Source organism: Pseudomonas sp. BF-B-26 (genome assembly GCF_019956495.1).
Lineage (GTDB): Bacteria > Pseudomonadota > Gammaproteobacteria > Pseudomonadales > Pseudomonadaceae > Aquipseudomonas.
The window spans coordinates 1-6916 of the sequence record NZ_JAHBDP010000023.1 but is presented as its reverse complement, the minus strand read 5'-3'; the positions used below and the strand labels follow the sequence as shown (position 1 = coordinate 6916).

The following is a 6916-nucleotide window of genomic DNA, read 5'->3' as shown; positions in this document are numbered from 1 at the left end:
GTCTGACATTCAACAGGGATGTCGATTGATACACCGCATTCGCGAGCAAGCCCGCTCCCACAGGGGGATATGCGGTGGGCGGCCTGTCGCTCTTCGCACCAGATGTCACCGCGTTAGATAAAAACAGTTAATAACAATAAAACGAGGATGTAGGGATGAAGAAGAACAACAACGCTCAGCTTATCTGCCAGTTGTCAGCCGTTGCGGCAATGATGTTGGCCGGTAGCGTACACGCGGCTGACGCGTTCAGCGCCGATTCCGAATGGATGACCGGTGATTGGGGTGGCGAGCGGACCAGGCTGATCGAGCAGGGTATCGACATCAAGATGGACTACGTCGGTGAAGTGGGCGCCAACCTCCACGGCGGCTACAACGACGACAAGACTGCGCGTTACGCCGACCAGTTTGGCCTCGGCGTGGCACTGGACCTGCAAAAACTGTGGGGCTGGGATAACACCCAGGCCAAGATCCAGCTCACCAACCGTAATGGTCAGAACATCTCCAATGACCGTGTCGGCGATCCGCGTGCCGGCACCTTGAGTTCGTCTCAGGAAGTCTACGGCCGTGGCCATATGGTCCGCCTGACCCAACTGTGGATCAAACACCAGTTCCTCGACGGCAAACTGGACGTCAAAGCCGGTTACTTCGGCGAAGGCGAAGACTTCAACACCTTCCCGTGCGAGTTCCAGAACCTGGCGTTCTGCGGTTCCCAGGCGGGTAACTGGGCAACCAACATCTGGTACAACTGGCCGGTCATGCAGGCTGCGGTCCGCGTGAAGTACAACATCTCGCCTGAGTTCTATGCGCAGATCGGCGCGTACAACCAGAACCCGTCGCAACTGGAGCATGGTAACGGCTTCAAGCTCAGCGGCAGTGGGACTGCTGGCACCGTCCTGCCGGTCGAACTGGTCTGGTCGCCGACCCCTAACAACCTGCCCGGCGAATACCGTGTCGGTTACTACAAAAGCACGGCCAATGCCGATGACGTCCGTAAGGATGCCGACGGCAATGATGCAGCCACCAGCGGTAACGCCTATCGCAGCCACGATAGCAAGCACGGTTACTGGTTCGTGGCGCAGCAACAGCTGACCGACCACAACGGTGACAAGAGCCGTGGTCTGAACATCGCAGCCAACGCCACGTTCCACGACAAGGACACCAACTTCGTCGACAACTATCAGTCGCTGATGTTTGTGTACAAGGGCCCGTTCGATGCACGTCCAAAAGATGACGTCGGTATCGGTTTCGCCCGCATCCATGTCAACGATGACGTGAAGAAAAACGCTGAACTGGTCAACGCCTCCAATGGTGTTACCGAGTACGAGGATCCACTGTTCTCGCCGCTGCGTACTACCGAGTACAACTACGAGATCAACTACGGCTTCCACGTTACCAACTGGCTGACCGTGCGTCCTAACCTGCAATACATCACTCACCCGGGTGGTGTCGATGAAGTTGACAACGCGCTGGTCGCCGGCCTGAAAATTCAGTCGGTGTTCTAACGCTGTTGCGATAAGCTCCTCTCTATGTGCGCATTTTTGCGGACAGCCCAGGCTGTCCGCTTTTTTTTGTGTGGTATGCCAAAGCAACCTGTGGCGAGGGGATTTATCCCCGTTGGGCTGCGAAGCGGCCCCAAAACCATCCACCGCAGTGTTCCAGGTAAATCGCGTTTTTCTGGTTTTACGACTGCTTCGCAGCCGAACGGGGATAAATCCCCTCGCCACAGTGGTTCACTGGGCACACGTATTGAGTACACCCATGATTTTCAGGACCGTGGCACATGCATGAGCATCCGCTACAACGCTTCTTCAAATCCTTGCGCGAACGTCCGGTGTTTGCGTGGGAGCGCTATCAGAAGCGCGACGTGCTGGTGATCGACCATCCGCTGTGTCAGGCGGTGTTCAGTCGGCAGGGGGCGCAGTTGCTGCACTTCCAGCCAAAGGGTCAGAAGCCCTGGCTCTGGTGCGCGGCGAAGTGGCCGCAGGTCGGTGCGATTCGTGGTGGCGTTCCGGTGTGCTGGCCGTGGTATGGCCGTCATCCGAGCGAAAACGCCTGGCCGTCCCATGGCTGGGCACGGCTGATCGACTGGAAGCTACTGGACAGCAGCACTGATGACGATGGCGTGCGCTTGCACTGGCAACTTCAGTTGTGCGACTGGCAAGTGGACCTGCACGCGCACTTGGGCGAACGCATGGATTTACGCCTGAGTACCGAGCATCAGGACAGCCTGCCGTGCCAATTGAGTCAGGCGTTGCACGCTTATTGGCGTATTGGTGACGTCGGTGAGGTAGCGCTGTCTGGCCTCGACGGAGCGCAGGGTTACGACCAGTTGAACCGGCAGATTTGTCATCAGGAAGGCGAATTGCGGGTAGAGGGTGGCTGTCAGCGGGTGTTCCAGCATGACGGCGAATTACAGCTCAAGGACCACGCCTGGCAGCGGGAGTTGTGCATCGATACGGGAGACAGGGCGGACACGGTGGTCTGGCATCCGGGCTCGCGGCCGTTGCTGGGGGTGAGCTGGAATGAGATTTCGGAGTTTGTGTGCGTTGAAGCGGCGAGTGGCGGGACCGATAGCCTGAGCCTGGCGCCGGGGGAGAGGGCGCATTTGAGTTTGCAGGCGCGGGTTGGGGTTTAGCTCAAGATCCATGGTGTTGCGGGTATCGCCTTCGCGAGCAAGCCCGCTCCCACAGTAGATTTTCAGTGGACACAGCATTTGTGTTCAAAGCAGATCCACTGTGGGAGCGGGCTTGCTCGCGAAGGCGGCTTATCAGGCGACAAAGAACTCAGATCGGACTAATTAAACTCATCCCCAATCGGATACCGACTGGCATTCAGGCTTTCCTTGATCTTGCGCAAATGCGGCTGGAAGTCCACGCCACGGCGCAAGGTCATGCCGGTGGCGAGCACATCGAGCACGGTCAGCTGAATGATCCGCGACGTCATCGGCATATAGATGTCGGTGTCTTCCGGCAGCGGAATGTTCAGGCTCAAGGTGCTGGCCTTGGCCAGTGGCGAACCCTCAGCCGTCAGGCCCAATACCGATGCACCGTTTTCCCGGGCAATACGCGCCACTTCCACCAGTTCGCGGGTACGGCCGGTGTAGGAAATGATCACGAACAACTCGCCGGTGTGTGCCACCGACGCAATCATGCGCTGCATCAGCACGTCCGCGTGGGCGGTGACTGCCAGGTTGAAGCGGAAGAACTTGTGCTGCGCATCCAGCGCCACCGGGGCCGAGGCACCGAGGCCGAAGAAGTGGATCTGCCGGGCCTGGATCAACAGGTCGACGGCGCGGCTGATCAGGTTCGGGTCAAGCGCCTGCAACGCACTGTCCAGCGAGGCGATGGCGCTGCCGAAAATCTTTTTGGTGTAGGCCTCGGGATTGTCATCTGCCTCCACCGCACGGCTGACATACGCGGCGCCACTGGCCAGGCTCTGGGCCAATTGCAGCTTGAGTTCCGGGTAGCCGCTGACGCCAAACGAACGGCAGAAACGGTTGACCGTCGGCTCGCTGACCTTTGAGGCCTGGGCGAGGGCGGCGATGCTGAACCGGGTGGCCTGCTCTGGGTTGAGCAGGATGACTTCGGCGACTTTGCGTTCTGCCTTGTTCAGGTCTTCAAGGCGATTCTGGATCTGTTCCAGTAAATTTCGCACGCGGTCCATATATGTTCCTTAGCTCCGCAAACATGAGAGCAATGCAAATAAGGGCCCCGGCTATGCAAATTGGGACTTTGATCGGGCCCGTAACGGTGGCCTATCCTACTGATGGCTCCGACCGTCCACCACTCGGAATCTGTATTTTGCGAAAATGTTGTGGTTATTACTACATTTTCCCTTGAGTGATGCCTTGAAAAAAGGTATTTGTAGCTTAACTTGATAAAAGAACAAACATCATGCCTTCGATTACGGTTGAACCGTGCACCTTTGCCTTGTTCGGCGCCCTCGGCGATCTGGCCCTGCGCAAGCTGTTTCCTGCCCTTTATCAGCTCGATGGCGCAGGCCTCTTGCACGAGGACACGCGGATTATCGCGCTGGCCCGTGAGCCTGGCAGCGAGCAACAGCATTTGGCGTTCATCGCCTCCGAATTGCGCCGCTACGTCGGCGCCAAAGAGCTGGACGAGGCCGTGGTCGAACGCTTCCTGGCCCGCCTGAGTTACCTGCACGTCGACTTCCTCAAGGCTGACGATTACGTCGCCCTGGCCGAAATGGCTGGCAGCGCGCAGCGGGTGATTGCCTACTTCGCGACACCGGCCGCCGTTTACGGCGCGATCTGCGAGAACCTGTCGAAGGTCGGCCTGACCGAAAACACCCGCGTGGTGCTGGAAAAACCCATCGGTTCGGACCTGGAATCCTCGCGCAAGGTCAACGACGCCGTGGCGCAGTTCTTCCCGGAGAACCGCACCTACCGCATCGACCACTACCTGGGCAAAGAAACCGTCCAGAACCTGATCGCCCTGCGTTTCGCCAACAGCCTGTTCGAAACCCAGTGGAACCAGAATTACATCTCCCACGTGGAAATCACCGTGGCCGAGAAGGTCGGGATCGAAGGTCGCTGGGGTTACTTCGACAAGGCCGGTCAGCTGCGGGACATGATCCAGAATCACCTGCTGCAACTGCTCTGCCTGATCGCCATGGACCCGCCGGCCGACCTGTCCGCCGACAGCATCCGCGACGAGAAAGTCAAAGTGCTCAAGGCGCTGGCGCCGATCAGCCCGGAAGGCCTGACCACTCAGGTCGTGCGCGGTCAGTACATCGCCGGTTACAGCGAAGGCAAATCGGTTCCCGGTTACCTGGAAGAGCCGAATTCCAACACCCAGAGCGACACCGAAACCTTCGTTGCGCTGCGTGCCGATATCCGCAACTGGCGTTGGGCCGGTGTGCCGTTTTACCTGCGTACCGGCAAGCGCATGCCGCAGAAGCTGTCGCAGATCGTCATCCACTTCAAGGAACCGTCCCACTACATCTTCGCTCCCGAGCAGCGCCTGCAAATCAGCAACAAGCTGATTATCCGCCTGCAACCGGACGAAGGCATTTCCTTGCGCGTGATGACCAAAGAACAAGGCCTGGACAAGGGCATGCAGCTGCGCAGCGGTCCGTTGCAGCTGAATTTTTCCGACACTTATCGCAGCGCACGGATTCCCGATGCCTATGAGCGGTTGTTGCTGGAAGTGATGCGCGGCAATCAGAACCTGTTTGTCCGTAAAGATGAAATCGAAGCCGCGTGGAAGTGGTGTGACCAGTTGATCGCCGGGTGGAAGAAGTCCGGTGATGCACCCAAGCCGTACGCGGCCGGGTCCTGGGGACCGATGAGCTCCATTGCTCTGATCACGCGGGACGGGAGGTCGTGGTATGGCGATATCTGAATTGAAACTGCCTCAGGGCGTCAGCGCCCATGAGTTCAAAAGTCCGGTGTTGCTGGCCGAAGGCCTGGCGCTGAATGTGGCCAAGCAACTGAGTGACGCGATCGATGCGCGCGGCACCGCGACCTTGGTGGTTTCCGGTGGACGCAGTCCGGTGGCGTTTTTCCAGCACCTGGCCAAGCAGACGCTGGACTGGTCCAAGGTTGTCGTCACCCTGGCCGACGAGCGCTGGGTACCGGTTGAACACGCCGACAGCAATGCCGGTCTGCTCAAGCGTTACCTGTTGCAAGGCCCGGCGGCCAAGGCTCAGTTCCTGAGTCTGTACAGCGCCACCGCCAACCTTGAACTGGCCGCCGAGCAGGCGGATCGCTTGCTCGCCGAGTTGCCGCCAATCGACGTGCTGATACTTGGCATGGGCGACGACGCTCACACCGCCTCGCTGTTCCCGAATAGCCCGAACCTGGCCGACGCCTTGAAAGCCGACGGCACACGTCGTTGCTACCCGATGCTGGCGCCGACCGTGCCGCATCAGCGCCTGACCATGAGTCGCGCGCTGCTGGCATCGGCCAAGACCACCGTTCTATCGATTTCCGGTCAGTCCAAGCTGACCACTTTGAGTGCCGCATTGGCCGGTGACGATGTCGCCGCCATGCCGATTCGCGCGTTTCTGCAACCTACGTTAGAGATTTTCTGGTGCCCATGAGCCAAGGAACAGCCGCTATGACAACCCCATCCCCGACCGTTTCCATGGCGGACAAAGTTGCCCTGATCGACAGCCTCTGCGCCAAGGCGCGGATCCTGCCGGTGATTACCATCGCTCGCGAACAGGACATCCTGCCGCTGGCCGACGCCCTCGCGGCCGGTGGCCTGACAGCCCTGGAAGTGACCTTGCGTTCGCAGTTCGGCCTCAAGGCTATCCAGATTTTGCGCGAGCAGCGTCCAGAGCTGGTGACCGGTGCCGGCACTGTGCTCGATCGCAACATGCTGGCGGCTGCCGAAGCGGCCGGTTCGCAGTTCATCGTCACGCCGGGCATCACCCGTGACCTGCTGGAAGCCAGCGTCAACAGCCCGATTCCGCTGTTGCCGGGCATCAGCAACGCCTCCGGCATCATGGAAGGCTACGGCCTGGGCTATCGCCGCTTCAAGCTGTTCCCGGCGGAAGTCAGCGGCGGCGTCGCGGCTATCAAAGCCCTCGGCGGCCCGTTTGGCGAAGTGAAATTCTGCCCGACTGGCGGCGTCAGCCCGGCCAACATCAAAAGCTACATGGCGTTGAAAAACGTGATGTGCGTGGGCGGTAGCTGGATGCTTGATCCCGAGTGGATCAAGAACGGCGACTGGGCCCGCATTCAGGAATGCACCGCCGAGGCATTGGCGCTGCTGGACTGATCGGCTTTTACCAAACACTTCGTTGTGTGTTCTACGGCTTTACGGTGCGCTTGGTCGGTGCACCGTTTTTTTTTGCCTGCCAAAAACCTTGTGGGAGCGGCGGTGCGGCGATCCGACTTGCTCGCGAAGAGGCCGCTACATTCAATGCAGATGTCGAATGTCAGACCGCC

At 59.3% G+C, this 6916-nt stretch carries 7 protein-coding genes; 5 read left to right on the top strand and 2 right to left on the bottom strand.

The window, feature by feature from the left end; translation table 11 throughout:
- The first annotated feature begins 155 nt into the window (after positions 1-155).
- Positions 156-1502 carry a carbohydrate porin gene (locus tag KGB03_RS02160; protein ID WP_218539083.1) on the top strand — a complete coding sequence of 449 codons (1347 nt, stop codon included), beginning with the start codon at positions 156-158 and terminating at the stop codon, positions 1500-1502.
- 278 nt (positions 1503-1780) lie between these two features.
- Complete coding sequence (locus KGB03_RS02155; RefSeq protein WP_223526162.1) at positions 1781-2635, top strand: D-hexose-6-phosphate mutarotase; 855 nt, start codon at positions 1781-1783, stop codon at positions 2633-2635.
- 158 nt (positions 2636-2793) lie between these two features.
- Here KGB03_RS02155 and KGB03_RS02150 read toward each other — a convergent pair whose 3' ends face one another.
- A complete protein-coding gene (locus KGB03_RS02150) occupies positions 2794-3654 on the bottom strand; it encodes a MurR/RpiR family transcriptional regulator (RefSeq protein ID WP_173667542.1) in 861 nt (286 codons plus the stop codon).
- A 239-nt stretch (positions 3655-3893) separates the two neighbouring features.
- On the opposite strand from KGB03_RS02150, the gene zwf reads away from it, so the two are divergent.
- The 3 genes from zwf to KGB03_RS02135 are packed head-to-tail and all read left to right on the top strand — an operon-like array spanning position 3894 to position 6746.
- Positions 3894-5363, top strand: coding sequence for a glucose-6-phosphate dehydrogenase (gene zwf / locus KGB03_RS02145; protein ID WP_218539084.1), 1470 nt, complete (start codon positions 3894-3896; stop codon positions 5361-5363).
- Positions 5350-6063, top strand: coding sequence for a 6-phosphogluconolactonase (pgl, locus tag KGB03_RS02140; RefSeq protein WP_223526160.1), 714 nt, complete (start codon positions 5350-5352; stop codon positions 6061-6063). Before zwf ends, pgl begins: the two co-directional genes overlap by 14 nt.
- A 17-nt stretch (positions 6064-6080) precedes the next feature.
- Positions 6081-6746 (top strand): bifunctional 4-hydroxy-2-oxoglutarate aldolase/2-dehydro-3-deoxy-phosphogluconate aldolase, encoded by a 666-nt coding sequence (locus KGB03_RS02135; RefSeq protein ID WP_008151112.1) that lies wholly within the window; start codon positions 6081-6083, stop codon positions 6744-6746.
- Here KGB03_RS02135 and KGB03_RS02130 read toward each other — a convergent pair.
- The coding region (locus KGB03_RS02130; RefSeq protein ID WP_223526153.1) for a hypothetical protein at positions 6707-6916 on the bottom strand (210 nt) is incomplete at its 5' end. The genes KGB03_RS02135 and KGB03_RS02130 overlap by 40 nt on opposite strands.

Excerpts from the sequence above, each read along its gene's own strand:
- KGB03_RS02155 (WP_223526162.1), top strand. The coding sequence starts at position 1,781 with ATGCATGAGCATCCGCTACAACGCTTCTTCAAATCCTTGCGCGAACGT.
- zwf (WP_218539084.1), top strand. The coding sequence starts at position 3,894 with ATGCCTTCGATTACGGTTGAACCGTGCACCTTTGCCTTGTTCGGCGCC.
- KGB03_RS02160 (WP_218539083.1), top strand. The coding sequence starts at position 156 with ATGAAGAAGAACAACAACGCTCAGCTTATCTGCCAGTTGTCAGCCGTT.
- pgl (WP_223526160.1), top strand. The coding sequence starts at position 5,350 with ATGGCGATATCTGAATTGAAACTGCCTCAGGGCGTCAGCGCCCATGAG.
- KGB03_RS02135 (WP_008151112.1), top strand. The coding sequence starts at position 6,081 with ATGACAACCCCATCCCCGACCGTTTCCATGGCGGACAAAGTTGCCCTG.